Below are 24,298 nucleotides of genomic sequence, written 5' to 3' on the forward strand. Positions count from 1 at the left end.
ATGCCACATCATTTCGCCTCGGGAACCTGGATCACCGAGAAGAACAGGCCGAGCTGGCGGATCGCATTGGCGAAGTTCTCGTAATTGACCGGCTTGGTCACATAGACATTGGCGCCGAGGTCGTAGCAGCGCTGGATCTCGCGCTTGTCGTCGGTGGTGGTGAGCACCACGACCGGAGACCGCTTGAGGTGTTCGTTTTCCTTGATGCGCTTGAGGATATCGACGCCGGTCATGTCCGGCAGGTTGAGATCCAGCAGCACCAGGAGGGCCTTGCCGGCATTGACGGCGCCCGTGCCGTCGGCACCGAACAGGTGCTTGATGGCGCTCGTGCCATCCCGGAAGGGAGTGATCTCGTTCATCACGCCGGCGCGGCGGATGTTCTTCTCGATCAGGCGGGCGTGGCCTTCATCGTCCTCGATCATCACGATGGAAACGTGCTCAACCATTGTCGTTCCCTAGGTTTTGCGGCGCGAGCACGCGCGGCAGGGTAATTTTGAAGGTGGTTCCCTCGCCCAATTGGGAGTCCAGCACGATGGAGCCGCCCATGCGGCGCACCAGGGAGCGCACGTGGGCAAGGCCGATGCCTTCGCCAGGCTTGTCCTGCGGACCCGAGCGCCGGAACAGCTCGAACACCCGGCCGCGATCCTCGGCGGCGATGCCGCGCCCATTGTCCGAGACCAGGAAGGTCACATAGCCCGGCGTCTCAAGAGCCGACACCGAGATCCGGCCGGGCACGTCGGGGCGCAGGTACTTGACCGCATTGTCGATGAGGTTGGTGAAGACCTGCTCGAGCGCCATGCGATCGGAAATGATGTCCGGCAGCGGCGTGACATCGATGCGGGCGTCCCGCTCCAGCAGTTGGTGCGCCATCGTCTCGGCGATGGACGTGACGAGACCGCGCACATCCACTCCGGCGGGATGGAATTCCGCGCGGCCCTGCCGGGAAAGCTCCAGGATCGCCTTGATGAGCCGGTCCATCTTCACGATGGACGCCTTGATGAAGCCAAACGCCTCCTCGAAGTCCGCCGCCAGGTCCGCATCCTCGTCCACCTTGCCGCCCGTCTGCTGGCGCAGCGCGGCAAGCCGGTCGAAGAGGTCGGTGCGCATGGCTTCCAGCTCGCTGGTGAAGCCCATGATGTTCACGAGCGGCGAGCGCAAGTCGTGGCTGACGATATAGGCGAAGCTCTGGATTTCCTTATTGGCCTCTTCCAGATCCGCCGTGCGCTCGCGGACGCGCTGCTCCAGGGAGAGGTTCGCGCGCTCCAGGTCGCGATGGGCGAGGCGCAGGTCTTCCGTGTTGCGCCGCACGAGAAGCATGGACAAGGCCGCGATGATGAGGATCGCGATCACGCCGATGACGTTCATGACCAGCAGCCAGGTGGCTGTGGCGTTGGACGCGGCGGTTCGGGAGGCCAGAAGCGCCTCCTCTTCGTTCTTCATCTCGGAGATGAGGGTGGACATCTGCCGCATGAGGGTCTCGCCCCGACCCGCTTCCACCACGGCCAGCGCCTCGTCCGCCTGCCCGGCCTTTCGCAAGGCAACCGTGCGGGTCAGCTCCGCCACTTTCTCGCGCACCATGGGGACCAGCTTGCTGATCCGGGCGCCCTGGCTGGGATTGTCCGCCGTGAGTTGCGAGAGGGTCTCCAGCGCCGGCTCAATGTCCCGGACCGCACCGTCAAACACCGCGACGAAGCTGTCCCGGCCAGTGAGGAGATAGCCGCGCTCGGAACTTTCCGCCCGCCGGATCATGACCCTGAGCTCGGACAGGCTGTTCTCGACCTTGAGCGTATGGGCGACCTTGCTGGAATCGTCCCGCGCCCGGTTGACCAGGAAAATGGACGCCGCGCTGATGGCGATGAGCATGGAAAAGCCAAGGCCGAGCAGAACCGGCTGGCTGAGAAAGATGGCGCGCTTGGTGTGCGGCGCGGAAGGGGCGGCCATTCAGGTCGTCCAACCTCGGACAAGTGTGAAGGGTGATGATCGGAAGATGGACAAGAATGAAGGTCGCGATTTTGATTCCTGACCTTCTCTCTATAAGAAATCTCAGTGGCGCGATAGCGCAACGGCTGGGCGAAAATAAAGTCGCGGTTCAGAAAAGGTCATATAAAGCTATAGCTTGTCCGTAAGCAGCCAATATGCTCCTATGAGCCGGTTCATTTGGACGATGGAGTATCATGCAGGTTCCAGAACGCAGTCGCCTTCTTCAGGGTGCACCTGAAGCGCAGAGTGGGGCTCAGGAGGCCCCCCTGATGGTTTCACCCGCGCAGGGCGCGGCCCCGGTCGAGGCCGGAGACGAGGCGAAATCCTACATCCAGTCCTACGGTGTGCCCGACATCGTGGAAGTCCTCCTGCCCGACACCAGCGGTGTGCTCCGCGGAAAGTGGATCCCCGGCCAGTCCATGGCCAAGATATGGGAAAGCGGCGTCGCCATTCCCCTATCCATCTTCGGCCTCGACATCTGGGGCTGCGAGGTGGAGGCCACCGAAATTCATCTGGAGACCGGCGACAAGGACGGCCTGTGCTGGCCGGTGCCCGGCACGCTGAAGCCGGTGCCCTGGTCTCCGCGCCCGGCGGCGCAGGTGCTCATCACCATGCATGAGCCGGATGGTCGCCCCTGGCTCCTCGACCCGCGCCAGCAACTGGCCCGCATTGTCGAGCGCTTCTCGGCGCTGGGGCTCACGCCGGTGGTGGCGTTCGAACTGGAATTCTATCTGCTGAAGCCCGGAGAGCCCGGTCAGCCGCCCGAGCCGGTCTTTCCGGCCACCGGGCAGGCGCGCCAGAACATGTATTCCATGTCTGACCTCGATGCCTTCGCGCCGGTGCTGCATGATATGCGTACAGCGGCGGCGACCCAGGGCCTGCCGGCCGACACGGTCATATCCGAGGCGGCGCCCGGCCAGTTCGAGGTCAATCTCTATCACCGCGCCGATCCCATGGCCGCGGCGGACGATGCGATCCTGCTGAAACGGCTGATCGACGGGGTCGCCCATCGGCACGGCCTGCGCGCCACCTTCATGGCCAAGCCCCTGCTCGATTTCGCCGGCAACGGCATGCATGTGCATGTGAGCCTGAAGGACAAGAGCGGCGCCAATGCCTTCTCGCGCGAAGGCGGGGAGGGCGACAAGCTGCTGCGGCACGCCGCAGGCGGGCTTCTCGCGACCATGGCGGAAACGCTGCTCTTCTTCGTCCCGGGCTTCAACGGCTATCGGCGCCTCGTGCCCGGCAGCTATGCGCCAACGGGCATCACCTGGGGGTTCGACAACCGCTCGGTGGCTGTGCGGGTCCCCAATGGTCCCCCCAACGCCAAGCGCTTGGAGCATCGCATCGCAGGCGCGGACGCCCATCCGCATCTGGTGCTCGCTGGCATTCTCGCCGGCATGCTGGAGGGGATCGAGGCCGGTATCGAACCGCCGCCCCCCTTGAGTGGCAATGCCTACGACCATGAGGCGGAAAGCCTTTCCCCCTCCATGAGCGAAGCCATCAACCGCTTCCGCAACTCGGACTTCATCGCCCGGGCGTTCGGAGAGGAATATCGGCGGATCTATGCCGTCATGAAGCAGGCGGAACTCGACGCACTTTCGCGCGTCATCTCGTCGCTGGAGTACGACACGTATTTGTAAGAGCAACCACCACCCCGGGGCGTCCATTGGATGCCCCGGCCATTAGCTTCTCGGCATCCCTTGGATGCCGGGGAGAGGGTGATCAGTGCGCCGGTCGCGGCCGGCGCCAATGCCTTCTACGGGCACGCTCCATATGCACCGGCTCCATATCATTGGGGATGCTGGGAGCGGTGGTGCGCCAGGTCACCACTTCGGTGATGGCGCCGCTGACGCATTGACCTGTGCTGCCGGAAATCGCTCCGGACGGCATGATGACATGACCATCGCTGTTTGGAATGGCAGCGGGGACGGAAGTGCGGCCCAAATCTTCCGGCATACGCCGTGCGACATGGCCCATGGCAGGTCCTCCTTATTATTCTGGGTTGTTCCCCCCATTGCCCATCAAGATGGTCCTTCCACCGGGAAAGTCCAGGGGGACTTCATCGGGCCTGGTTGGGTCCGACATGCGACCGGCGCATGGTTTGATCCGGATCAAGGGACGAAAGGGCGAGTCTTCTTAGCCTTGGCGGCAATAACCAAGGAGGATGCCATGCCCGCCGATGTCGCCCTTGTGATCACCGCTGTCGTTGCAGCTTTCGTGGTCTTCGCCGCAGTGCTCGCCTGGGCCGATTTCCATACCCGCCCCTCCCACTAGTCGGGAGGCCTTCATCAAGGCTGCGGCGGTACCTCGCTGCGGGGATCAGGCAAGGTGTGCTTCTCGATGGTGGACTTGGCCCCCGTCATTTCCGCCCCCGCATCCTTGGGAAGTCGAAGGAACGAGAATACTGAAAGCGCCGAAATGGCGGCGACGACGAGGAAGGCGGGCGTGAAGTCCGCCTGCACGAGGGTGTCGGACCCGCGGATCTCGCGCATGGCCTCCAGCACCATTCCGGCCACCGCGACGCCCACAGACAGCGAGATTTGCTGGGCGACACTTGCGAACGAGGTGGCGCGGCTCATGTCGGCCTGTTCCACGTCCGCATAGGCGATGGCGTTCAGCGCTGTGAATTCCAGTGACCGGAAGAAGCCGCCCACCAGCAGAACACCCATGATGATGAGGTGAGGCGTCTCCGGCGTGAAAAGCACGTTCGCCGCGATGAAGGCGGAGGATATGAGGCTGTTCACCACTAGGATCCGGCGGAAGCCGAAATGCCGGATGATGGGCGCGGCCGTTGACTTCATCACCAGCGCGCCGGCCGACGAGGCGAAGGTCAGGAGGCCGGAGGCCAGCGGCGACAGCCCAAAGGTGAGTTGCAGCATCAGGGGCAGCAGGAAGGGGATGGCGCCGATCCCCACCCGGAACAGGGAGGCCCCCAGTACGCCGGCCCGGAAGGTGGTCAGCCGTAGCAGGGTCAGGTCGATGACCGCATTGGGCGTGCGGTGCGCGTGGCGCACGTAGAAGCCGAAGATGACGACGCCGGCCGAGCCGATGGCGAGGGCCAGCCAGAGCGACATCATCGCCTCGCCCATGAGCGCCAGACCCGCCACGATGCCAGAAAGGCCGAGGCCGGAGAGCACGAGGCCGCGCAGGTCCAGCGGTGGCACGTCCTCCTCGCGCACGTTCTCGATGAAGCGGGTGGCCAGGATCACGCCGAGAATGCCGATGGGCACGTTGATGAAGAAGATGAACCGCCAGTCGAAATAGGTGGTGATGAAGCCCCCCAGCGGCGGGCCCAGCACCGGCCCCAGCAAGGCCGGCATGGTGAGCCAGGCGAGCGCCGAAACCAGTTCGGACTTGGGAATGGAGCGCAAGATAACGAGGCGTCCCACCGGCACCATCATGGCGCCGCCCATGCCCTGGATGATGCGGTAGAGCACGAAGTCCACGAGCCCGGTGGAGAGCCCGCACAGGATCGAGCCCAGCGTGAAGATGACGATGGCTGAGCGAAAGACCGTGCGCGCCCCGTAGCGATCCGCCGCCCAGCCGCTCGCCGGTATGAACACCGCAAGCGACAGGAGGTAGGAGGTCATCGCCAGCTTCAGCGAGACCGGATCCTCCTGCAGCGAGGTGGCGATGGCGGGCAGTGCCGTGGAGATGATGGTGGAATCCACCTGCTCCATGAACAGCGCGCAAGCCACGATGAGCGGGATGAGGACCTGTCGGGGCAACTGGCGGGGGAGGGCAGCCGGCATGTTCGCTCTGCTTTCTGTTCTCCTCCTTAAATGAAATCGGCGGGGTTGGAAAAGCGTGCCGCACGCAGAACCGCCGGCAAGTGCATGCGGTTGGTGCGGTGGAACAGCCGGGCCACATCCTGTAGAGCTAGCCTTGCCCGGCGGGGAACAGGAGATGTGCGTGGCCAAGGACCTCACCTCGGACTTCACCTCCCTCTACGCTCACGAATTCGTGCGGATCGCAGCCTGTGTGCCCCGAGCGACCGTGACCGATCCCGAATTCGCGGTGGAGGAGACGCTGCGCATCGCCCGCGAGGGGCATGCCGCCAAGGCCGCCGTGCTGCTGTTCCCGGAACTTGGCCTGTCCTCCTATGCCATCGACGACCTCCTGTTCCAGGACGCGCTCCTGGACGAGGTGGAGGCGGCCATCCGCACCTTGGTTGAGGCCTCCCGCGATCTGTTCCCGGTGCTGCTGGTGGGCGCGCCGCTGCGTTGTGAGGGACGCCTTTATAATACGGCGGTGGTGATCCATGGCGGATCGGTGCTGGGCGTGGTGCCAAAGACTTACCTGCCCAATTACCGGGAATTCTACGAGCGGCGCCATTTTACCTCCGGCGCGGCGGTGCGGGGACGGCGCATCGAGGTGGCGGGGCAGGAGGCACCGTTCGGAGTCGACCTGATTTTCCGTTCGGAAGGCACGGTTCCCTTCACCTTCCATGCGGAAATCTGCGAGGACATCTGGGTTCCTCTGCCGCCCTCCACCCGCGCGGCGCTGGCGGGCGCCGAGGTGCTGCTCAACCTGTCGGCGTCCAACATTACCATCGGCAAGGCGGGGAGCCGGCGGCTGCTCTGCGCCAGCCAGTCCGCCCGGACCATTTCGGCCTATGCCTATTCAGCGGCGGGACCTGGCGAATCCACCACCGACCTGGCTTGGGATGGTCATGCGGCGGTGTTCGAGTACGGCGACTTGCTCGCCGAGACCGAGCGCTTCCCGGTCGGGGCGGTGATTGCCACGGCGGATGTGGACCTCGGCCGCATCCGGCAGGAGCGCATGCGCATGTCCACCTATGGGGACAGTGTGCGAGAGGAGGGGGGCGCGGCTGTGTTCCGCACCATTGCTTTCCGCCTTGATGCGCCGGCCCATCCGGTGCCGCTCCAGCGTGCCATCGAGCGCTTTCCTTTCGTGCCCTCCAATCCGGAGCGGCTGCGGGAAGATTGCTACGAGGCCTACAACATCCAGGTGCAGGGCCTCGCCAAGCGGCTTGAGGCCACGGGCCTCCAGAAGGCGGTGATCGGGGTTTCCGGGGGGCTGGATTCCACCCAGGCCCTCATCGTCACGGTCAAGGCCATGGACCTGCTGGGCCGGGATCGGTCCAACGTGCTGGCCTATACGCTGCCTGGGTTTGCGACCTCCGATCACACCAAGGCCAATGCCTGGGCGCTGATGCGGGCGCTGGGGGTGAGTGCGCAGGAGATCGACATCCGCCCGGCTGCCCGGCAGATGCTGGCGGACATGGGCCATCCCTTCGCCAGCGGCGAGCCGGTCTATGACGTGACGTTCGAGAATGTGCAGGCGGGCCTGCGGACCGACTATCTGTTCCGCCTGGCCAACCAGGCCGGGGGGCTGGTGGTGGGGACGGGGGACCTGTCGGAGCTGGCTTTGGGGTGGTGCACCTATGGCGTCGGGGACCACATGTCCCACTACAACGTCAATGCCTCCGTCTCCAAGACCTTGATCCAACATCTGATTCGCTTTGTGGCCGGGTCCGGGGACGTGGACGTGGAGACCGCCGGGATCCTCTTGTCCATCCTCGATACCGAGATCTCGCCGGAGCTGGTGCCGGCGAGCGATGGGAAGCCGATCCAGTCCACCCAGCAGATCGTCGGGCCCTACGCACTGCAGGATTTCAACCTGTTCTACCTCACGCGCTACGGCTATCGCCCGTCCAAGATCGCCTTCCTCGCCCACCATGCCTGGGGGGATGCGACGCGGGGAGCCTGGCCAGAGGACATGCCTGAGGCCGAGCGAAGAGCCTATGCCCTCGGCGAGATCAAGGCTTGGCTCAAGGTGTTCTTGTCGCGATTCTTCGTCAGCCAGTTCAAGCGTTCCACCTTGCCCAACGGACCGAAGATTTCCTCCGGCGGGGCCCTGTCCCCGAGGGGCGACTGGCGAGCCCCCTCCGACGGCCAGGCCAAGGTGTGGCTGAAGGAGCTGGCGGAGAACGTGCCCGACGCCTGACGTTGGGTCAGCTTCAAATCCGAAGTGGCTTTACGCGGGACGGCCTTTGGGCCAGAAGGCATTTGCCACGATGAAGCCGCATGGATAGGTTACGCGCCCTCGACCGGGCGCTGGCCTTGTGCCGTGCGCTCGCCCTTGCGACCCGTGCGATCCCCCCTTTCCGGACCGTTCATGACCGATATTTTCCACGAGATCGAAGAAGACCTGCGGCGCGACCGCCTGCGCCGGGTCTGGGACCGCTACGGCATCGTGTTCGTCGCCCTGGTGATTGCGGTGATTGCCGGTTCGGCCGGCTATGCCGGCTTCAAGTGGTGGAAGCTGAAGCAGGATCAGGCCTCCGGCGCCCGCTTCGAGGCTGCCAGCCAGTTGGCCGCCGCCGGCAAGGTCGCCGATGCCGAGGCGGCCTACCTCGCCCTCGCCAAGGATGGCACGGCCGGCTACCAGATGCTGGCGCGCTTCCGCGCCGCCTCCGAGCTCGCCCCCACCGACAAGGCGAAGGCCGCTGCCGCCTTCGACGCCCTCGCCGCCGACGGGAGCCTCTCCACCCTGGCGCGGGACCTTGCCCGGGTCCGTGCCGCCATGTTGCTTGTGGACACCGCGCCGCTCGCCGACATTCAGGCCCGCCTCCAGGCGCTGGCCGACAGCCAGAGCGCATTGCGCTATTCCGCCCGGGAGATCCTGGCGTTGGCGCAGTACAAGGCCGGTGACCTGGCCGCCGCCAACAAGGCGGCCGCGCTCCTCCTGGAGGAACCGGAGGTGCCGCCGGGCGTGCGCAATCGCGCCGAACTCATCCGCGCTCTGACGGCTGCGGCCGTGCAGATCAATCCCGCCGCTGCCGCCACCCAGTGAGGACCGCAGACATGGCCCATCGCCCTTCCTTGTTCCTGCGCCTGGCGATCGTCATGGCCCTCGGCCTTGGCGTCGCCAGCTGCGAGACGCTGGAAAAGTTCAATCCCTTCGACGAGAAGAAGCCGCCGCTGCCGGGCGAGCGCAAGCCGGTCTTCCCGCAGGGCGTGCCGGGGGTGACCTATTCCGGCCCGGTGGCCCAGCCGTCCAATTCCAACGTGGATCCGACCGTCCTTCAGCCGCAGCAGCAGCAGGGCGGAACGAGCCAGCGCAACTGAGCCAGAAGGCTTCGGCGGTCCTTTCATGTCCTTTACCCTCGCCATTGTCGGGCGGCCCAATGTGGGCAAGTCCACCCTGTTCAACCGTCTGGTGGGCAAGAAGCTCGCCCTGGTGGACGATCGCCCCGGCGTGACCCGCGACCGGCGCGAAGGGGAGGGGCGGCTTGGCGACCTGAACTTCCGCATCGTCGACACGGCCGGCCTCGAGGAGGCGGATGCCGCCTCGCTGGAGGGCCGGATGCGCGCCCAGACCGAGGCGGCCATCGGCGATGCCGATGCCATCTTGTTCATCATCGACGCGCGGACCGGCCTCACCCCCACGGACCGTGCCTTTGCGGGCCTGGCGCGCCGCTCGGGCAAGCCCACCATCCTGGTGGCCAATAAGAGCGAGGGCCGGGGCGGCGAGGCCGGAACGCTGGAAGCCTTTGAGCTGGGCCTCGGCACGCCCATTCCGCTGTCGGCGGAGCATGGCGAGGGCCTGTCCGACCTTTATGACGCCATCTGCGATGCGCTGCCGGCGCAGACCGCCGCGCAGCTTGAGCCCGAGCCCGAGGAGGAGGAAGGCGACCGCGCCAGCCGCCCCATCAAGGTGGCCGTGCTCGGCCGCCCCAATGCGGGCAAGTCCACCCTCATCAATCGTCTTCTCGGCGAGGACCGCCTGCTGACCGGCCCCGAGGCCGGCATCACCCGCGATTCCATCTCGGTGGAGCTGGAATGGCGCGGCCGCAAGTTCGAGCTTTACGACACGGCCGGCCTGCGCAAGCGGGCGCGCATCGACGACAAGCTGGAGAAGCTGTCCGCCGCCGACGCCCTGCGAGCCATGAAGTTCGCCGAGGTGGTGGTGGTGCTCATGGACGCCGAGCGGCCGTTCGAGGAGCAGGACCTGCGCATCGCCGATTTGGTGGTGCGCGAGGGCCGGGCGGTGGTGCTGGGCTACAATAAGTGCGACCTCATCCCCACCGGCGGACTTGCCACCAAGCTGCGCGAGGAGGCCGACCATTGGCTGCCCCAGGTGCGCGGCGTGCCCGTGGTGCCCATGTCGGGGCTGACCGGCCGTGGGCTGGATCGCCTGATGGAGGCGATCGTTGAGACCCACCGGGTCTGGAACATCCGCGTTCCCACCAACCCGCTGAACCGCTTCCTCCAGGAGGCGACCGATTCCCATCCGCCGCCGGCGGTATCCGGCAAGCGGGTGAAGATCCGCTACATGACGCAGCCCAAGGCCCGCCCGCCGAGTTTCGTCCTGTTCTGCTCCCGCGCCGATGCCTTGCCGGAGAGCTATCTGCGCTACCTGACCAACGGCCTGCGCGAGGCCTTCGACCTGCCGGGCGTGCCGATCCGCCTGACCTTGCGCGAGAAGGACAATCCCTACGCGCCGTGAGCGCCCAGGGTTCAGGGGCCAGGGGCCAGCGGCCGGGCTCATTGTCCAGGGGCCGGGGCTTAGGAGATCCTTCACGCCCGCCCGGCTAAATCCGGGAGGGTCGGCGCGACCCGCTCCAGGAGCGGCGTGCCCGGGCGAACAGGAGGAGACGGCATGGAACGCGCGCGCATCGGCCGTCTCGGTCTGCTGGCCCTGGCCTTTTCGTTCGCCTTGCCATTAACCTGGCTCGCCGGTCCCGCCTCAGCCCAGACGCCCGCCCCCGAGGCCGTGGCAGGTAAGCCCGCCAAGGAATTGTTTGGCGCGGCCGCAACGCCGGCTCCGCTGGCCGCGCGCTCCATCGGCTTCTATTCCAAGGGCTGCGTCGCCGGGGCCTCCGCTTTGCCGGTCAACGGCCCGGCGTGGCAGGTGATGCGCCTATCGCGCAATCGCAATTGGGGCCATCCCGAGCTGATCGACTTTATCGAGGGCTTCGCGGTCACAGTGCCCAAGGTGTCCCGCTGGCCGGGCATCCTGGTGGGCGACATGGCGCAGCCGCGCGGCGGCCCCATGCGCACCGGCCATGCCTCCCATCAGGTGGGGCTCGACGTGGACATCTGGCTGACCCCGAGCCCCGGGAGCCAGCTTTCCCGCGAGGCCCGCGAGACCATGTCCGCCACCATGATCGTGCGGCCGGACCGGCTCGACGTGGACAAGGCGGTGTGGACCCCGGATCATGTGGCGGTGATCCGCGCCGCCGCCCTTGATCCCCGGGTGGAGCGCATCTTCGTCAACGCGGCCATCAAGAAAGCCCTGTGCCGGGACGCGCGGGGCGACCGCGCCTGGATGACCAAGGTGCGCCCCTATTGGGGCCACGATTATCACATGCATGTGCGGCTCGCCTGCCCGTCCGACAGCCCCCAGTGCCGGCCGCAGGAGCCGGTGCCGGTGGGAGATGGATGCGGGGCGGAGCTAGACTGGTGGTTCTCCGACGAGGTGCTGCACCCCAAGCCCTCCAAGGAACCGGCCAAGCCCAAGCCGCCTTTGACGCTCGCCGATCTGCCCGCCACCTGTACCGACGTACTGCTGGCACGGTGAAGCTGCATTTGCGCTGCAGCGCGGGAGCGGCTATCAGGAGTAGTTCTAGAATGATCACGCGCCAGGGCGGTGAGTGCGTGTCGCAGGAAGGTGCATGGGCCGTCTAGACCGGTACATCTTTTCCACCGCCGCCACGGCATTCGTGGGCGTGACGCTGGTCCTGACGGCCATGATCTGGTCGACCCAGGCGCTGCGTCAGCTCGATCTCGTGACGAGCCAGGGGCAGACCATCCTGTCCTTCCTGGCCATCACCGGGCTCACCGTGCCGACCCTGGTGCTGGTGATCGCGCCGGCGGCGCTGTTCATCGCCACCGCCTACACCCTTTTGAAGCTGAACGGCGATTCGGAGATCGTGGTGATGGCCTCGGCGGGCATGAGCCCGTGGCGGGTGCTGCGGTCGCTGATTCTGCTGGCTGCTCTGGTCTCGGCCTTCTGCGCGGCCCTCTCCATCGACCTGGTGCCCGCGAGCCTGCGGATGTTCCGCGAGAAGGTGACGAAGGTGGGCGCGGACGTGGTGTCCTTCGTGGCCCAGCCCGGACGCTTTGTGACGGTGGCAGACGGGCTCGTCTTTCATGTGCGCGACCGCGACAATACCGGGCTGATGCGGGGCGTCTTCATCAACGATTCCCGCGAGAAGGAAATCTCCACCTATGTGGCCGACCATGGCCGCATCGTGGACACCCCCAGCGGGACCTTTCTCGTGCTCGAAGACGGCTCCATTCATCGCCGCACCCCCGGGGCCTCCGGCAACGGCTCCGTGGTGGATTTCGAGCGCTATGCGCTGGGCTTGAACGATCTGGCGCCCGGCAAGCAGGGCAACGACTTCCGCCCCAACGAGCGGGAGTTCACCTATGTGCTCAATCCGCCGCCGAGCGACGTCTATGTGCTGCTGAAGCAGACCGGGCGCTTCCGCGAGGAGGTGCACAAGCGCCTGTCGGCGGGGCTTTATCCCTTCGCCTTCTTTGCGGTCGCGGCCTCCGCGCTGGCGAGCCCGCGCACCACGCGCCAGAGCCGTTCCATGGCGCTGGTGGCCATCATCCCCATCATGGTGGGCCTGCAGATCGCCTCCTTCGTGGTGGGCGGCATGCTACGCACCTCCAGCGCGGCCATTCCGCTCGCCTATCTGCTGCCGCTCGCCTGCATCGTGATCTGCGGCTTCGTGGTCCAGGGCTGGATCCGCTTTTCCGCGCCGCAGGGCCTGACGCGCCTGATGGAGGCCATGTCCCGGCGCCTTGCGCGCATGAATGCCGAGTGACCCGATGATCGGACCCACTCTCGGCTTCTATTTCGCCAAGCGCTTCTTCTGGGCGGTGGTGCTGATCTTCGTCTCCTGCGTCGCTCTCATCATGCTGGTGGACTTCCTGGAGATGACGCGCCGCACGGCGGACCGCGACACGGTCACCGCCGGCATGGTGGCCATGCTCACCCTCTACCGCACGCCCGCCTTCACCGAGCAATTGCTGCCCTTCGCCGTTCTGTTCGGCGGCATCGCGGCCTTCGTGACCTTGTCCCGCAAACTGGAACTGGTGGTGGCGCGGGCGGTGGGCCTGTCGGCCTGGCAGTTCATTTTTCCGGCCGTCCTGGTGGCCTTCCTGATCGGCGCCTTTTCGACCGGGGTGTTCAATCCCGTCTCGGCGGACTTCAAGGAGCGCGCGAACCGCATCGAGGGCGACATCTTCAATTCGTCGTCGGGCGGCGTCCTGCCCTCCGGGCGGGGGGCCTTCTGGATCCGCCAGCAGAGCATTGACGGCCAAGCCATCATCCAGGCGGCCACCACCCAGCACGGGGGGCGCCAGCTCATCGGGGTGACGGTGTTCGAGTTCGACAAGAACGACCGCATTGTGCAGCGCATCGAGGCGAAGTCCGCCACCCTGCAGAGGGGCTACTGGGAGTTGCAGGATGCGCGCCTGCTCATCCCTGGATTCGACCAGCAGACCTTCGCGACCTTCGTGGTGGCGACGAATCTGGACCCGGACCAGATCCAGGAGGCCCTGACCTCCCCGGACACCGTGTCCTTTTGGCAACTGCCCGACGCGATCGCCGCCGCCGAGCAAGCGGGCTTCGGCGCGCAACGCTACCGGCTGCACTTCCAGAGTCTTTTGGCGCGGCCATTTCTGCTGATTGCCATGGTGCTGATCGCCGCTGTGGTTGGGTTAAGGGTGTTCCGCTTTGGTGGTGTGGGGCAGACGATTCTCGGTGGCGTGGCTGCCGGCTTTCTGCTTTATCTTGGCACCAAGCTCGCGGAAGATCTTGGAGAGGCAGGCGTGATCCATCCCGTTGCCGCAGCTTGGTTTCCGGCGGTGGCTGGGATTGTTCTTGGGATTTTGGTCTTGTTGCACCGGGAGGACGGATGACCGTCGGGATTGCTCCCGCCGAGGATCGTGAAGTGAACCCCGTGCGCCCCCTCCGGCGCGCGGCCGGGGACGGCTTTGTCCGCGCCCGCACTTTCGCCTGGGTTGTTTTCTGCGCCCTCCTGTTCGCCTTCGGCCATGTGTGCGCTGCAGCAGCGCAATCGGCCGGCAGCAGCCTGCTGGCCAGCCGGGGCATCGATCATTCCGATCCCAACAAGAAGATGCTCGTGACCGCCGATGAGCTGGTCTACGACTACGAAAAGAATACGGTAAGTGCCGTCGGCAACGTGCAGTTGTATTATGATGGCTCCTCCCTGGAGGCCAAGCGCGTCACCTATGATCGGGCGAAGAACCTGGTGATTGCGGAGGGCAATGTCCGCCTGAAGGAGAAGAGCGGGCAGATCGTCACCGCGGACAAGCTCCAGCTCACCGAGGACTTCAAGACCGGCTTCATCGATTCTCTGCGGGTGGATTCGCCCGACAAGACCCATTTCGTCGCCGCCCGGGCCGATCGCCTGGAAGGCAACATCACCGTCTTCCAGAACGGTGTCTACACGGCCTGCGAGCCGTGCAAGGACAAGCCGGAGAAGCCGGTCCTGTGGCAGGTCAAGGCACAGCGCATCATCCATAACCAGGATGAGCAGATGATCTACTACAAGGATGCCACGCTCGAATTCTTCGGCATGCCCATCGCCTATTTCCCCTATTTCTCCACCCCCGACCCGACGGTGAAGCGCAAGACCGGCTTCCTGACGCCCGTCTTCGCCAATTCCTCGGAACTGGGGTTCGGCTTCGGCATCCCCTTCTTCTGGAACATCGCACCGGACCGCGACCTGACGCTGACCCCGGTCTATTACACCCAGCAGGGCCTGCTGATGCAGGGCGAGTGGCGCCAGCGCCTGATGAATGGCAGCTACAATATCCGCGCCGCCGGCATCATGCAGCAGGACAAGGACGCCTTTGCCGGCCTGCCTGGGTATCGTGACAATCGCGGCGTGGTGCAGAGCGCCGGCGAGTTCGTCATCAACGACTTCTGGAAGTGGGGCTGGGACGGCACGCTGGCCTCCGACCGCACCTTCATCAACGACTACAAGCTCGCCGGCTATACCGACCCGATGGGCCTGATCACCGCCACTCCCACGGAGGCGGTCTCGCAGATCTACCTGACCGGGCAGGGGAACCGCAGCTTCTTCGACCTGCGCGGGCTCTACTTCCTCGGGCTGTCCGTGACCGACAACCAGGATCAGATCCCGGTCGTGGGCACGTTCAACTACAATTACGTGTTCGCAAACCCGATTTGGGGCGGCGAGGCGGGGCTGAAGGTCAACTTCAACTCCATCAACCGCAACGAAGCCGACTTCGTCGGCATGTCGTCCTCGACCTCCTATGTGAATGGCGGCGTCGGCATTCCCGCCGGGGCGTGCGCCCTGACCAATCCCAACCCGACCCAGTGCCTGCTGCGCGGCGCGCCGGGGGATTACCAGCGCCTGTCGGCCGAGCTGTACTGGAAGAAGTCCATCACCGATCAGGCCGGCCAGATCTGGACGCCGTTTGCCAGCGCCCGGGTGGATCTGGCGCACTCCAACATCTCCGCCTTGCCCACCAGCTACACCAGCGGCATCACCCTGCCGGGTCAGAATCCGCTGCAGTCGGGCGAGGAAAGCATCATCCGCGCCATGCCCGTGGTCGGCCTGGACTATCGCTACCCCTTCATCTCGGTTGAGAACTGGGGCGTGCAGACCATCGAGCCGCGCGCCCAATTGGTCATCCGTCCCAACGAGACCGCCATCGGCAAGCTGCCCAACGAGGATGCGCAGAGCCTCGTCTTCGACGACAGCAACCTGTTCGAGGTGGACAAATATTCCGGCTGGGACCGGGTGGAAGGCGGCGGCCGGCTGAATGTGGGCATCACCTACACCGCCGCCATCAACAAGGCCGGCCTCGTCACCGCCTTGGTCGGCCAGTCCTACCACCTGTTCGGCAAGAACTCGTACGCCAATGGCGACATGGCCAATACGGGCCTGGAATCGGGGCTTGAGACCAACGTCTCCGACTATGTGGCCCGCTTCTCCTACTCGCCGACCTCGAACCTGGAATTCATCTCGCGCTTCCGGTTCGACGAGCAGAACTTCTCCATGCAGCGCTTCGAGGTGGAAGGGCGCACGTCCTTCGACCGGGTGTCGTTCTCGGCGGTCTATGGCCTTTATGCGCCCCAGCCGCTGCTCGGCTATTATTACGAGCGCGAAGGCGTCTATACGACCGCCTCCTACAAGCTGACGGACGAGTGGTCCATCGGCGGCGGCGTGCGCTACAACATCGCCCAGGCGGCCTTCGATCTGGTCTCGGTCGGCCTGAACTATGCCGATGACTGCTTCACCATGGCCCTGAGCTACATTTCCAATTATACGGTGAACGGGCCGAACGGATCGCCGTCCAACACGGTGATGCTGACCATCGGTCTCAGAACGCTCGGGCAGACCAAGGTGTCCGCCGGCGTGGGGTCCTCCAGCAGCAATTGATGCCAGGGGAAACCGGATGGGGCCTCTTGGCCCCATTGCCGCCACAGGGCCGGGCGAATTAATGTGCGCGAGGGCGTGGAAGACCGTGCCATGCCCATGACCCACCACCAGCCGGTGCGATCCCTCTGCCGATGATGCCTTTCCGACCGAACAGTGCCGCCCCTGTCCGCCGCACCCTCGCGTTTGCCTTCGGGCTGGTGCTGGCGCTCGCGGCCTTCGGCACGCCGGCCTCCGCCCAGCAGATCCTGGCCATCGTGAATGGCCAGCCCATCACCTCCTTCGACGTGGCGCAGCGCATGAAGCTGCAGCAGATGATCGAGGGCAAGGCGCCCGGCCAGAAGGAGACGCTGGAGGAATTGATCGATCAGAAGATCAAGATCCAGCAGGCCGCCAAGATCGGCATCACCCTCGACGACGAGGATCTGGATCGCCTTTTCAATTCCGTGGCCGAGCGCAGCGGCCGCACCCCCCAGCAGCTCATCCAGGGCTTCGCCCAGTCCGGCGTCGACGTCTCGGCCTTCAAGGAGAAGCTGCGGGCGGACAATGTCTGGCAGCAATATGTGCGCGCCCGCGCGCCGACCGTGAATGTGCGCGACCAGGACGTGGTGGCGGCGGTTCAGCAGCGCGGCAATGTCCAGATGGTGTCCACGGAGTACAAGCTCTACCCCATCATCTTCGTGGTGCCGCGCAATTCCAACGCCTATGGCTCCCGCCTGGCCGAGGCCAATGCGCTGAAGGCCCGGTTCAACGGCTGCGACGCGGGCCTGGAAGCCGTCAAGGGGCTGAAGGAAGTGGTGGTCCGCTCCCCGGTCTTCCGCCTCTCGTCCGAGATGCCGCCCCAGCTGCGCCAGATTCTGGACAAGACCGATGTGGGCCGGCTGACGCCGCCGGAAGTCACCCAGTCCGGGGTCGAGATCTTCGCGGTCTGCGGCAAGAACGAGGTCAAGGGCGAGGTCTCCACCAAGCGGGAGATCAAGGAGCAGCTGGCCTCCACCCAGTTCCAGGCGGAATCCAAGAAGCTCATGGCGCAGCTGCGCAAGTCCGCGCTCATCGTGTATCGCTGATGGGGCCGGAAACGGTCCCGCCCCTGGCGCTGACGCTCGGGGAGCCGGCAGGCATCGGCCCCGACATCGTCCTGATGGCCTGGGCCCGGCGCACCCGCGCCACCCCGCCTTTCTGCGTCATCGGCGATCCCGCCCTCCTGGCGGATCGCGCGCGTCTCCTCGGCCTTGATGTGCCCGTGCGCGAGGTGGCCCTGCCGCTGGCGGCGGACGGCTTTTCAGACGCACTTCCCGTGGAGCCGGCCGGCCCCCGCGCCACCGCCGCGCCCGGCCAGCCGGATGAGACCAGCGCTGCCGCCGTGGTGGCCAGCCTCGACCAGGCCATGGACCATGTGCAGGCGGGGCGGGCTGCGGGCCTCGTCACCGCGCCCCTGGCCAAGTCCGTGGTCTATGCCGCCGGCTTTCCCTTTCCCGGCCACACGGAATATCTCGCCGCCCGCTGCGCCGGGCCGGACGGTATCATGCCTCATCCGGTGATGATGATCTGGTCGCCCCGGCTCGCCGTGGTGCCGGCCACCATCCATGTGCCACTGAAGGACGTGCCGCGGCTTGTCACCCGGGAGCTGCTGGTGCGCACCGGTCGCATCCTGGCGCGCGACATGCGCCAGCGCTTCGGCCTTGAACGGCCGCGCCTGGTTCTGGCCGGCCTCAACCCTCATGCGGGCGAAGACGGGACCATCGGGCGGGAGGACGAGGACATCCTGCGCCCCGCCGTGGCGGACCTGCGCGCCGAGGGCATCGACATGCGCGGCCCATTGCCGGCGGACACGCTGTTCCATGAGGAAGCCCGTGCCACCTATGACGCGGTCATCGGCCCCTATCACGACCAGGTGCTCATTCCCGCCAAGACCCTGGCCTTTCATGACGGAGTGAATGTCACGCTCGGCCTGCCCTTCGTGCGCACTTCTCCCGACCACGGCACCGCCTTCGACCTCGCCGGCACGGGGCGCGCCAACCCCTCCAGCCTCATGGCCGCCATCGCACTCGCGGGCCGCCTTGCCGCAGCCGATCGCCGGGCGGGCCGGCGCCCTGGCGTGGGAGCTGCCGCGTGAGCGCCATCGACGAGCTGCCGCCGCTGCGGGATGTGATCCGCCGCCACGAGCTGTCGGCGCAGAAATCGCTCGGCCAGAACTTCCTCCTGGACCTCAACCTCACCGCCCGCATCGCCCGGGGCTCCGGCCCGCTGGAAGGGGCCTGCGTGGTGGAAGTGGGGCCGGGCCCGGGCGGGCTGACGCGGGCGCTGCTGGCGCTGGGCGCGGCGCGCGTGGTGGCGGTGGAGCGCGACCGGCGCTGCATCGCGGCGCTGGCCGAAGTGCAGGAGGCCTATCCCGGCCGCCTGCATGTGATCGAGGGCGACGCGCTCAAGGTGGACGTGCTGCCCCTGCTGGGCGAGGGGCCGGCCCGCGTGGTGGCGAACCTGCCCTATAATGTGGCGACGCTGCTCCTGGTGGGCTGGCTCTCCACCGATCCCTGGCCGCCCTGGTTCTCCTCGCTCACCTTGATGTTCCAGCGCGAGGTGGCCGAGCGCATTGTGGCGACGCCCGGCAGCAAGGCCTATGGGCGTCTCGCGGTGCTCGCCGGCTGGCGCACACAGGCGAAGATCCTGTTCGATGTCGCCCCCTCCGCCTTCGTCCCCCCGCCCAAGGTCACCTCCTCGGTGGTCCATCTGGTGCCGCGCGAAGACCCTCTCCCCTGCCGCCTGACCGACCTGGAGCAGGTGACCCAGGCCGCCTTCGGCCAGCGCCGCAAGATGCTGCGCCAGAGCCTGAAGTCGCTGGGCGTCGACACCGGAGCCTTGCTGGCGCAGGCCGAGGCCGAGGAAACCGCCCGGGCGGAGGAGATCGATGTGGCCGGCTTCGTCAGGCTGGCCAATGCCTTGGCGGCGCTGCGGGGCAAGAGCATAGTGGCCGCCTGATCGTCTGGCGGGAGCGGGACAATGGCGGGCATGAGCCGGGGGACGTGGCGCGGGTGGCGGCGGGCCGGAGCCCTGGCTATGGGCGCGCTGGCTTGGCTTTCCGGCGCCCCGGTGGCGGCTGAGCCGGTGCTCGACCAGGTGGTCCTGGTGCAGCGGCACGGCGTGCGCGCGCCCACCCAGTCCCCGCAGGTGCTGCAGAGTTGGGCCGCCCGCGCCTGGCCGTCCTGGCCGGTGCCGCGCGGCGAGCTTACCGACAAGGGCGCGCAGGTGGTGAGTCTCATCGCCACCGCCATCCGGGACCATTATGTGAAGGCCGGCCTCCTGGGCGCCGAGGGCTGTCCCGGCGACAGCGTGCGGGTGTGGTCCGACGCGCGGGACGAGCGCACGCGGCGCAGCGGCCGGATGATGGCGCAGAGCTTCTCCCCCGGCTGCACCGCCGAGGTGGCCCATCTGGCGGACGGGGTGCGCGACCCGCTGTTCCGGCGGGTGGGCAAGCAGTGCCGCTATGATCCCAAGGCCCTGGCGGAGGCGGTGCGCGCGGGCTTCGGCCCGGCCGGCGAACTGGTGGACCCGGCCTCTGCCCGCGCCATTGCGGGGGTGAGCGCCATCCTGCGCCCGGAGGGGCCGCCGCTCGATCCGGCCGCCTCCGCCTTTGTCGCCTCGCCCACCGGCGTGCTGCTGAAAGGTCCGCTGGCCATTGCGGCCGACGCCGCCGAAATCTTCCTGCTGGAATATGCCCAGGGCGTGCCGCTGGAGAATGTGGGCTGGGGCCTTGCCGCCAGCCCTGCTGCGCTGGCGCCGCTCATGGCCGCGCGCGATCGCACGGTCTGGTTCTCCCGCCAGATGCCGGAGGTGGCGCGGGTCCAGGGGGCGGGGATGGCGCGGGTGATGCTGGAGACCTTGGCCGGCCAGCCACGCGCCGCTTCGCCCGCCGTCACGCCGGGGCTGAAGCTGCTCGCCTTTGCCGGGCACGACGACAACCTCTCCAACATGGCCGGCATTTTCGGGGTGGACTGGTCCTTGCCGGGCCAGCCCGACAAGACCGCCCCCGCCACCGCCTTCGTCCTGGAGCGCTGGCGCGACCCGGGGAGCGGCGCGGTCAGCCTTGCCCTGCGGATCTGGTATGCGCAGCTGGACGGCATGCGCAGCCTCGATCCCGCCAGCGTGCACGCCGTCCCCGTGTCCTTGCCGGACTGCCCGGGCGAGGACCTCTGCCCGCTGGAGAAGGTGCGCGCCCGCATCCTGCCCGACCTGCCGGTCGCATGCGGCCAATAGGCCGCAAACGGCTCAAAGCGGGCCAGTAGGCCGCAAACGGCTCAAAAGCGGGCCAGTAGGCCGCGAACGGCTCAAAGCGCGTCGCGCAGGCCCTTCACGAAGTCCGCAAGGCCGGTGAGGCGACGGCGCTTCAGCCGTTCTGCCTGGAGGATGGACACCAGCTTGCCGAGGCTGTCATCCACATCCTGGTTGATGAGGATGTAGTCATATTCGGTGAAGTGGCTGATCTCGTCGGACGCCTTGGACATGCGCTGATGCACCACGTCGTCGCTGTCCTGGGCGCGGGTGCGCAGGCGCTTCTCCAGGTCGGCGGCGGAAGGCGGCAGCAGGAACACCTTCACCAGATCCTGCTGGGCGCTCTGGTCCAGCTGCTGGGTGCCTTGCCAGTCGATGTCGAACAGCACGTCCCGGCCCGCCGAGAGCGCCTCCTCCACCGCCTTGCGGGGGGTGCCGTAGAGATTGCCGAACACGGTGGCATGCTCCAGCAGCTCGCCTTCGTCCCGCATGCGCTGGAAGGTGGCCACGTCCACGAAGAAATAGTCCTTGCCGTTCACCTCGCCGGGCCGGGGCGGGCGGGTGGTGACGGAGACCGACATGGTGATGCGGTCGTCCTGCGCCAGCAGCTTGCGCGAGAGCGTGGTCTTGCCGGCGCCGGAGGGCGAGGACAGGACCAGCATCAGGCCGCGCCGGGCAAGGCCGGACTTCGAGCCGGGCTTCCAGCCGGGCAGGGAGAAGTGGGACGGGGTCGGGTTGGCCATGTGCGGGAACCGGGTCACTCGATGTTCTGGATCTGCTCGCGGAACTGATCCACCAGGAGCTTCAGGTCAAGCCCGATCTGGGTGAGGGCGACCGCATTGGACTTGGAGCACAGCGTGTTGCTCTCGCGGTTGAACTCCTGCGCCAGGAAATCGAGCCTGCGCCCCACGGGGCCGCCGGTGGCGATGAGTTCGCGGGCGGCGGAGACATGGGCGCGCAGCCGGTCCAGTTCCTCGCGCACGTCCGCCTTGGCTGCCAGCAGCGCGGCTTCCTGGTGCAGCCGCTCGGCATCCAGGGAAATGCCGGTGTCGAGGAGGGCGCGCACCTGCTCGGCGAGGCGGGCGCGGATGGCGTCCAGGCGCCGCTCCGGCAGGGTTTCGGCGGCATCCACGAGGGCGGAGATGGCGTCGAGCCGCTCGAGCAGGACGGTGCGCAGGGCGCCGCCTTCCCGCTCGCGCATGGCTTTGAGGTCCAGCAGCGCCGCCTCGAAGCCCGAAAGGGCGGCGGCGGTGATGCCGGCGCGGTCCTCGTCGACGGAATCGGCCTCGCTCACCTCCACGATGCCCTTCACCGCCAGCAGGGAATCAAGGCTGGCTGGGGGGAGCGAAAACCGCGCGGCGGCGGCACGGGTGGCGGTGATGAGTGCCTGAAGCGCGGCCTCGTTGACGGCCACGGACACCTGGTCGCCCTCGCGGCTCAGGGCGAAGGTGGCGGACACCGAGCCGCGCGAGAGGCCCCGCGTGGCCGCCGTGCGCGCCCCCGCTTCCAGCTCCTCGAACCCGGAGGGCAGGCGCAGGCGCACGTCCAGCCCCTTGGCATTGACGGAACGGACCTCCCAGCTCCAGCGCCAGGGGCCCGTATTTCCCTGGGCGCGGGCAAAGCCGGTCATGCTTTGAAGGGACATGGGCGTGATCCGGCGGCGTCCAGCCATCCGCTCCTCTGGAGGCGGGCGGGTGCCGCGCCTCGAACAATGACATCACAAGGGGCGACCGGCGCCGAGGCGCGATCATCCCCGCATCTAGAGCCGGTCTCCCGCCGCGGGGAATATGGTTTGCGCGCGCCGCGCGTAAAAGCGTGGTCCGCGCCTTGCGTGCACACGGGCGGCCTGCGCGCCGTCCGCTCAGTTGGCGGAGGCGGGCGCGCGGGGGGCCGGGGCGGCGGGGGCGGTCCCCGTTCCGGTTCCCGTTCCCGTGCCTGGGCCGTTCACATTGCCGCCCTGGCTGGCCCGCTGGCGGGCATCGGCCTCGATCTCGCGCCAGCGCGCCACGTTGCGGTTGTGCTGCTCCAGGGTCTCGGCGAAGGCGTGGCCGCCGGTGCCGTCGGCGACGAAATAGAGGTCCTTGGTCTTGGCGGGGTTGGCCACCGCCGCCAGCGCGTCCCGGCCGGGATTGGCGATGGGGCCGGGGGGCAGGCCATCAATGGCATAGGTGTTGTAGGGGGTGGCGGTGGCGATGTCCGTCCTGGAGATGGGCCGCCCCAGCGATCCCTTGCCGCCCACGATGCCATAGATGATGGTCGGGTCCGATTGCAGCCGCATCTTGCGGTTGAGCCGGTTGATGAAGACGGCGGCCACCCGCGCCCGCTCATCCGGCTTGCCCGTCTCCTTCTCCACGATGGAGGCCAGGATGATCATCTCCTGGGGCGACTTGAGCGGCAGATCGGGCGCGCGCTTCTCCCACAGCTCCTTGACCACCTTCTGCTGGTCCGCTGCCATGCGGGCGAGCAGTTCGTCGCGCCGCATGCCGCGCACCACGTTGTAGGTCTCGGGCAGGAGGGTGCCTTCCTGCGGCACGCGTGGGGTGCCGGCCAGGAGATCGTTGGCCATGAGGCGCTCCACCACCTGGGCGGAGGTCAGCCCCTCGGGAATGGTCACCTGGTGCTGCACCACCTTGCCCGCCACCATCTGGTCGAGCACGTCGGCGATAGAGATGCGGGGCGGGAACACATACTCGCCCGCCTTCAGCGGTTCGCCGCGCCGGGCGATCTGCTGGCTGGCGACGAACAGCGCCCAATTGTCCACGACGCCCTCGCGCTCCAGGATCTCGGCGATGTCCCGGCCGCCGGAGCCGCGGGGAATGAGCACGGTCTTCTCGCTCTGGAGCGGGCCGGGGGCGGTGTATTTCATCTGCCCGTACCAGGCCGCCAGGCCGCCGCCCACCGCCAGGAACAGCAGGAAGGTGAAGACCCCGCTGCCAATGACCACGGCGGGGTGCCGCGCGCCGCGCGAGGGTCGCTTCTTGGGGTCCATGGGCTTGGATTTCACAGGCTTGCGCCCCGAGGGCGTCTTGGGTGTGGCCTTGGGTGTGGCCTTGGGTGTGGCCTTGGGAGGGGCGCCCTTGCGGGACGGGGGCGCCGGCGCCTCCTCGACAGGCGCGGCACGGGCGGCCACGTCTTCAGGCGAGGCGGGCGCGGGAGTGGGCGGAAGGGGAGAGCCGGGTGCGGCTTCCGGCGTGACCCGCGCGGGCGCGGGCGACGGGACGGGTCCAGGCTCCGACGCCGCTGCGGGAGCCGGCTCGGGCGTGGGCTCGGCGCGGGTGGGAATGAGGGGCGCGCCAGATTCAGGGGAGCTGGAGGCTGGGGCGCCGGGTGCAGATGCTCCGGGCGTTTGGGCGCCATCGTGCGGGGAGGGGGCGTTCGGGTCGTTGGTGGCCATCGCGGACGTCTCCCATCACTCTCGCTATGCACCGCATGGGCGCGCGGGCGGCCGGCGAAGCGCCGGATCGGCCACGCAGTCCAAAGGGGCGACGAGACGACCTGGTTCCGGACCCGTCTTTCGCTGCGGCGCCCGCAAGGGGATAGCGCTTATCTGGACGGAAATGCGACGCCCGCACCGATCCGGTGCTTTTTATGGGACCTTGCTGTCCCCGCTGGCAGGGCCACCGGGGAGAAGCC

20 protein-coding genes are annotated in these 24,298 nt (G+C 67.2%); 13 read left to right on the plus strand and 7 right to left on the minus strand.

Annotation, left to right across the window (positions count from 1 at the left end):
* Positions 1-8: 8 nt before the first annotated feature.
* Together PV781_RS09560 and PV781_RS09565 are read right to left on the minus strand one after the other, a co-directional pair.
* Positions 9-446, minus strand: a complete 438-nt coding sequence (locus tag PV781_RS09560) for a response regulator (protein WP_274775398.1) — start codon at positions 444-446, stop codon at positions 9-11.
* Entirely contained in the window at positions 439-1,941 is a 1,503-nt protein-coding gene (locus tag PV781_RS09565) for a sensor histidine kinase (protein WP_274775399.1), read from the minus strand. The genes PV781_RS09560 and PV781_RS09565 overlap by 8 nt, the downstream gene beginning before the upstream one ends.
* 308 nt (positions 1,942-2,249) lie before the next feature.
* On the opposite strand from PV781_RS09565, the gene PV781_RS09570 reads away from it, so the two are divergent.
* The gene (locus tag PV781_RS09570) at positions 2,250-3,620 is read left to right on the plus strand and encodes a glutamine synthetase family protein (RefSeq protein ID WP_274775400.1); all 1,371 of its coding nucleotides are present in this window, start codon (positions 2,250-2,252) and stop codon (positions 3,618-3,620) included.
* Between the two features lie 82 nt (positions 3,621-3,702).
* Here the strand turns inward: PV781_RS09570 and PV781_RS09575 are convergent, their stop codons facing one another.
* Both PV781_RS09575 and PV781_RS09580 read right to left on the minus strand, forming a co-directional pair.
* Positions 3,703-3,957 carry a hypothetical protein gene (locus tag PV781_RS09575; RefSeq protein ID WP_274775401.1) on the minus strand — a complete coding sequence of 85 codons (255 nt, stop codon included), beginning with the start codon at positions 3,955-3,957 and terminating at the stop codon, positions 3,703-3,705.
* Between the two features lie 311 nt (positions 3,958-4,268).
* On the minus strand, positions 4,269-5,732 hold the full coding sequence (locus PV781_RS09580; protein WP_274775402.1) for an MFS transporter: 1,464 nt from the start codon (positions 5,730-5,732) through the stop codon (positions 4,269-4,271).
* A gap of 160 nt (positions 5,733-5,892) precedes the next feature.
* Here PV781_RS09580 and PV781_RS09585 point away from each other — a divergent pair, with 160 nt between their 5' ends.
* The 12 genes from PV781_RS09585 (at position 5,893) to PV781_RS09640 (ending at position 20,650) form a co-directional block, all read left to right on the plus strand.
* Entirely contained in the window at positions 5,893-7,950 is a 2,058-nt protein-coding gene (locus tag PV781_RS09585; RefSeq protein ID WP_274775403.1) for an NAD(+) synthase, read from the plus strand.
* 171 nt (positions 7,951-8,121) lie between these two features.
* Positions 8,122-8,799, plus strand: coding sequence for a tetratricopeptide repeat protein (locus PV781_RS09590; protein WP_274775404.1), 678 nt, complete (start codon positions 8,122-8,124; stop codon positions 8,797-8,799).
* A gap of 11 nt (positions 8,800-8,810) precedes the next feature.
* Positions 8,811-9,074 carry a hypothetical protein gene (locus PV781_RS09595; RefSeq protein ID WP_274775405.1) on the plus strand — a complete coding sequence of 88 codons (264 nt, stop codon included), beginning with the start codon at positions 8,811-8,813 and terminating at the stop codon, positions 9,072-9,074.
* Between the two features lie 25 nt (positions 9,075-9,099).
* Positions 9,100-10,455 (plus strand): ribosome biogenesis GTPase Der, encoded by a 1,356-nt coding sequence (gene der / locus PV781_RS09600; RefSeq protein WP_274775406.1) that lies wholly within the window; start codon positions 9,100-9,102, stop codon positions 10,453-10,455.
* A 153-nt stretch (positions 10,456-10,608) separates the two neighbouring features.
* Positions 10,609-11,529, plus strand: a complete 921-nt coding sequence (gene mepA, locus PV781_RS09605; protein ID WP_274775407.1) for a penicillin-insensitive murein endopeptidase — start codon at positions 10,609-10,611, stop codon at positions 11,527-11,529.
* 94 nt (positions 11,530-11,623) lie between these two features.
* Positions 11,624-12,784 (plus strand): LPS export ABC transporter permease LptF, encoded by a 1,161-nt coding sequence (lptF, locus tag PV781_RS09610; RefSeq protein ID WP_274775408.1) that lies wholly within the window; start codon positions 11,624-11,626, stop codon positions 12,782-12,784.
* Positions 12,785-12,788: 4 nt separating this feature from the next.
* Positions 12,789-13,883, plus strand: coding sequence for an LPS export ABC transporter permease LptG (gene lptG / locus PV781_RS09615; RefSeq protein ID WP_274775409.1), 1,095 nt, complete (start codon positions 12,789-12,791; stop codon positions 13,881-13,883).
* Entirely contained in the window at positions 13,880-16,399 is a 2,520-nt protein-coding gene (locus PV781_RS09620; RefSeq protein ID WP_274775410.1) for an LPS-assembly protein LptD, read from the plus strand. Before lptG ends, PV781_RS09620 begins: the two co-directional genes overlap by 4 nt.
* 131 nt (positions 16,400-16,530) lie before the next feature.
* Positions 16,531-17,463, plus strand: coding sequence for a SurA N-terminal domain-containing protein (locus PV781_RS09625; RefSeq protein ID WP_274775411.1), 933 nt, complete (start codon positions 16,531-16,533; stop codon positions 17,461-17,463).
* Positions 17,463-18,512 (plus strand): 4-hydroxythreonine-4-phosphate dehydrogenase PdxA, encoded by a 1,050-nt coding sequence (gene pdxA / locus PV781_RS09630; RefSeq protein ID WP_274775412.1) that lies wholly within the window; start codon positions 17,463-17,465, stop codon positions 18,510-18,512. The genes PV781_RS09625 and pdxA overlap by 1 nt, the downstream gene beginning before the upstream one ends.
* Positions 18,509-19,375, plus strand: a complete 867-nt coding sequence (gene rsmA / locus PV781_RS09635; protein WP_274775413.1) for a 16S rRNA (adenine(1518)-N(6)/adenine(1519)-N(6))-dimethyltransferase RsmA — start codon at positions 18,509-18,511, stop codon at positions 19,373-19,375. Before pdxA ends, rsmA begins: the two co-directional genes overlap by 4 nt.
* Positions 19,376-19,453: 78 nt before the next feature.
* Positions 19,454-20,650: a histidine-type phosphatase gene (locus PV781_RS09640; protein WP_274775414.1), complete on the plus strand. Its 1,197-nt coding sequence runs from the start codon at positions 19,454-19,456 to the stop codon at positions 20,648-20,650.
* Positions 20,651-20,721: 71 nt separating this feature from the next.
* Here PV781_RS09640 and gmk read toward each other — a convergent pair whose 3' ends face one another.
* From gmk to mltG, 3 genes are all read right to left on the minus strand, one after another.
* On the minus strand, positions 20,722-21,408 hold the full coding sequence (gmk, locus tag PV781_RS09645) for a guanylate kinase (RefSeq protein ID WP_274775415.1): 687 nt from the start codon (positions 21,406-21,408) through the stop codon (positions 20,722-20,724).
* A gap of 14 nt (positions 21,409-21,422) precedes the next feature.
* Positions 21,423-22,310 (minus strand): YicC/YloC family endoribonuclease, encoded by an 888-nt coding sequence (locus PV781_RS09650; RefSeq protein ID WP_274775416.1) that lies wholly within the window; start codon positions 22,308-22,310, stop codon positions 21,423-21,425.
* 216 nt (positions 22,311-22,526) lie between these two features.
* Positions 22,527-24,059 carry an endolytic transglycosylase MltG gene (mltG, locus tag PV781_RS09655; RefSeq protein ID WP_274775417.1) on the minus strand — a complete coding sequence of 511 codons (1,533 nt, stop codon included), beginning with the start codon at positions 24,057-24,059 and terminating at the stop codon, positions 22,527-22,529.
* Positions 24,060-24,298 lie beyond the last annotated feature (239 nt).

Source organism: Aquabacter sediminis, from assembly GCF_028863665.1.
GTDB lineage: Bacteria > Pseudomonadota > Alphaproteobacteria > Rhizobiales > Xanthobacteraceae > L1I39.

Excerpts from the sequence above, each read along its gene's own strand:
- PV781_RS09650 (WP_274775416.1), bottom strand. The coding sequence starts at position 22,310 with ATGTCCCTTCAAAGCATGACCGGCTTTGCCCGCGCCCAGGGAAATACG.
- PV781_RS09595 (WP_274775405.1), top strand. The coding sequence starts at position 8,811 with ATGGCCCATCGCCCTTCCTTGTTCCTGCGCCTGGCGATCGTCATGGCC.
- PV781_RS09575 (WP_274775401.1), bottom strand. The coding sequence starts at position 3,957 with ATGGGCCATGTCGCACGGCGTATGCCGGAAGATTTGGGCCGCACTTCC.
- PV781_RS09590 (WP_274775404.1), top strand. The coding sequence starts at position 8,122 with ATGACCGATATTTTCCACGAGATCGAAGAAGACCTGCGGCGCGACCGC.
- der (WP_274775406.1), top strand. The coding sequence starts at position 9,100 with ATGTCCTTTACCCTCGCCATTGTCGGGCGGCCCAATGTGGGCAAGTCC.
- PV781_RS09620 (WP_274775410.1), top strand. The coding sequence starts at position 13,880 with ATGACCGTCGGGATTGCTCCCGCCGAGGATCGTGAAGTGAACCCCGTG.
- mltG (WP_274775417.1), bottom strand. The coding sequence starts at position 24,059 with ATGGCCACCAACGACCCGAACGCCCCCTCCCCGCACGATGGCGCCCAA.
- PV781_RS09580 (WP_274775402.1), bottom strand. The coding sequence starts at position 5,732 with ATGCCGGCTGCCCTCCCCCGCCAGTTGCCCCGACAGGTCCTCATCCCG.
- gmk (WP_274775415.1), bottom strand. The coding sequence starts at position 21,408 with ATGGCCAACCCGACCCCGTCCCACTTCTCCCTGCCCGGCTGGAAGCCC.
- mepA (WP_274775407.1), top strand. The coding sequence starts at position 10,609 with ATGGAACGCGCGCGCATCGGCCGTCTCGGTCTGCTGGCCCTGGCCTTT.
- lptF (WP_274775408.1), top strand. The coding sequence starts at position 11,624 with ATGGGCCGTCTAGACCGGTACATCTTTTCCACCGCCGCCACGGCATTC.
- PV781_RS09625 (WP_274775411.1), top strand. The coding sequence starts at position 16,531 with ATGATGCCTTTCCGACCGAACAGTGCCGCCCCTGTCCGCCGCACCCTC.
- PV781_RS09570 (WP_274775400.1), top strand. The coding sequence starts at position 2,250 with ATGGTTTCACCCGCGCAGGGCGCGGCCCCGGTCGAGGCCGGAGACGAG.
- PV781_RS09560 (WP_274775398.1), bottom strand. The coding sequence starts at position 446 with ATGGTTGAGCACGTTTCCATCGTGATGATCGAGGACGATGAAGGCCAC.
- lptG (WP_274775409.1), top strand. The coding sequence starts at position 12,789 with ATGATCGGACCCACTCTCGGCTTCTATTTCGCCAAGCGCTTCTTCTGG.
- pdxA (WP_274775412.1), top strand. The coding sequence starts at position 17,463 with ATGGGGCCGGAAACGGTCCCGCCCCTGGCGCTGACGCTCGGGGAGCCG.
- PV781_RS09565 (WP_274775399.1), bottom strand. The coding sequence starts at position 1,941 with ATGGCCGCCCCTTCCGCGCCGCACACCAAGCGCGCCATCTTTCTCAGC.
- PV781_RS09640 (WP_274775414.1), top strand. The coding sequence starts at position 19,454 with ATGGGCGCGCTGGCTTGGCTTTCCGGCGCCCCGGTGGCGGCTGAGCCG.